At 40.3% G+C, this 2,488-nt stretch carries 2 protein-coding genes; one reads left to right on the top strand and one right to left on the bottom strand.

Features of this window, described 5'->3' with window-relative positions; all coding sequences use genetic code 11:
* Positions 1-370 precede the first annotated feature (370 nt).
* Positions 371-1,813, top strand: coding sequence for a capsule assembly Wzi family protein (locus tag AABI99_RS18065; RefSeq protein WP_338367504.1), 1,443 nt, complete (start codon positions 371-373; stop codon positions 1,811-1,813).
* Positions 1,814-2,087: 274 nt separating this feature from the next.
* Here AABI99_RS18065 and AABI99_RS18060 read toward each other — a convergent pair.
* Positions 2,088-2,488, bottom strand: a 401-nt coding sequence (locus AABI99_RS18060) for a sugar phosphate nucleotidyltransferase (RefSeq protein ID WP_338367503.1), incomplete at its 5' end; no start/stop codon positions are given.

The raw sequence follows: 2,488 nt of genomic DNA, 5'->3' as shown, positions 1-2,488 counted from the left end.
CTACAACGTTACCCTCTAAAGCGCAGCGTCTCTCAACCTCTTTGTGAATAAATCACTTAATATTTTGCACAAAGAGAAGCAAAAGAGGAATAAATGAGAAAACATACAAGTAGCAGCGAGTTTACCTCGCGAAAAACGTTTTGCATCAATATATATGCATAATAAATTGCAAACAGGGCGCCGGCAACATCGTAATCTTAATCGTAGGCGTGAAGCTTGCTCACGCAAAAAAACAACAAATGAAGAACCTACTTAAAATAACTGGAAATTATCTTTACAGATTGAGTCTTTCTCTTTCTTACTCTGTTATTTATTGCTAACCTCGCATTAACGTTTTTTACTTAAACAATTTTTTGCTAACGGAATAATTATGCTAAAAAAAATATCGCTACTAGTCGGGATGGCAATCAGTGCAAATGTAATGGCTAAAGGCGGGGTTTCACCATATTTACCTTTAAATCAAGTACCGGAGCTTGAGCATCAAGTACAACGCCTTTTAGCGGTAAGTAAAAATACGCACATAATGAGTAAGCCCTATAAAGCGCACGATATTTATAGAGTGCTACAAACTGTTAGGCACACTTACCCTGAGTTATATCAAACGCTTTCTTATCAACTTAGTCCTTATATGCAAAGCGATGCAGGCGCTTTTGCAAAAGTTACCATTGCAGCAGGTACAAAAGATAAAACACTGCCAAACCAGCGCGGGCAAACCACAAAAACCAACTTAATTGTTGAAGGCGGCGCATACGCTAACTTTGGCCGCCATTTTGGTTTAAGTGTGGCAGGCATAGCCAACGAAGACGAAATACTCCCAACACAAAGCTTTATATACTTAGGGTATAAATACGCACAACTAGATATTGGTTACCGTGAGCACTGGTACTCTCCCTTTGAAGACAGCGCCATGCTATTAAGTACACAAGCTAAAACAACACCCTCTATAACAATAAGTAACGTAGAGCCAATCACTAGCTTTAACATTAGATACGATATGTTTATTAGCCAAATGACAGAGCAGCGTGGAATTTTAAAAGAGGGCCAACAGTCAGGGGTCGAAAGAGTTTACGAACCAGGCAAGCCCTATTTGTTTGGTTTACATACAAGCTTTGCGGCTACCGATAATTTAACCATTGGTTTAAGTCGCTTAATGCAATTTGGTGGTGGCCCGCGTAGCGTAACACTAAAAGATTTTGCTGAAGGTTTTTTTACCCCAGGTAGTAAAGACAACATAACAACTGCTGATGCAAATGAGCTAGGAGATGATTACGAGCTTGGCGATCAGCTTGGCTCTATTACATTTGAGTACAACAATAGCCTATATTCACTACCATTTGAATTTTATGCTGAAATCGCATTAGAGGATACCTTAGGAGGTACTCGTAATAACGCCTACAGTTTTGGGCTATTCCTGCCGTTTATTAACAATAACCATAGCCTTCGTTTTGAGCACAGTAATTGGCAGCCAGGCTGGTATGGTAATCACTTGTACCTTGATGGAAACCGAAATTCAGGTAATGTAATAGGTCATTGGGCTGGCGATGAGCACGACTACACCGACTACACGCCAGCAAAATCTATGAGTATCAATTGGCATTGGCAATTAAGCCCTATAGAAACGTTAAATACCACTATTCGCACACTTGAAAATAAGCGCGATGGCTACAAAACTAGTTACGAACTGCAAACAGCTTATACACGTAAACTAAGTAAACCAATAATGGGGGCGCAGAGCTGGGGAGCAGAGCTTTATCAAGGTAAAGATGTATATGGAGAAACATTTGCACGGTTAGCTGTATTTGCAAACTTTTAAAGTTTATTAAAGGCGCACCTTAAAGTTTTGTTTTAAAGTTTTTGTAGGCGTGAAGCTTGCTCACGCAAAAGGTAAATACGTAAAAGCGGGGCTCTTAATGCGCCAGCAAGCAAGGCGCCTACAAAATAACAATATACTCCGAGCATAAAACCTACGTAGGCGTGAAGCTTGCTCACGCAAAACATAATAACTTGGCACTAACCAAATACATACACCCATAAAAAGCGCGGCATATTGCCGCGCTTACAAATAATATAGGTTACGCTCTACAATATTATAAATTTACAACATTATCAGATTGCGCAACTGACTCATCATTTACCAACGTTTTTAAATATTGGCCAAAATCCTCACCCAACTTAGCATCGCGCATACCGTATTCTACAATCGCTTTTAAATAGCCTAGCTTATCACCACAGTCATGCGAGCGACCACTCATGTGAAACGCTTCAACCGTTTCTTGCTTCATTAGCTCATCGATTGAATCAGTTAATTGTATTTCACCACCAGCGCCAACCGGTGTTTTTGCAAGCAGCGGCCAAATGTTTTTGCTTAGTACATAACGCCCTACTACAGCAAGGTTTGACGGCGCTTTATCAGCATCTGGCTTTTCAACCATGGTTTTAATTGCCGCACTGTTACCTGGCGTTAATTGTACGCCGTTTATATCAGCAA

It is taken from the genome of uncultured Pseudoalteromonas sp., assembly GCF_963922945.1.
In the GTDB taxonomy this organism is placed as follows: domain Bacteria; phylum Pseudomonadota; class Gammaproteobacteria; order Enterobacterales; family Alteromonadaceae; genus Pseudoalteromonas.
Note: the sequence above shows the minus strand (reverse complement) of the source record. Positions and strands in the feature narration are given on the sequence as shown.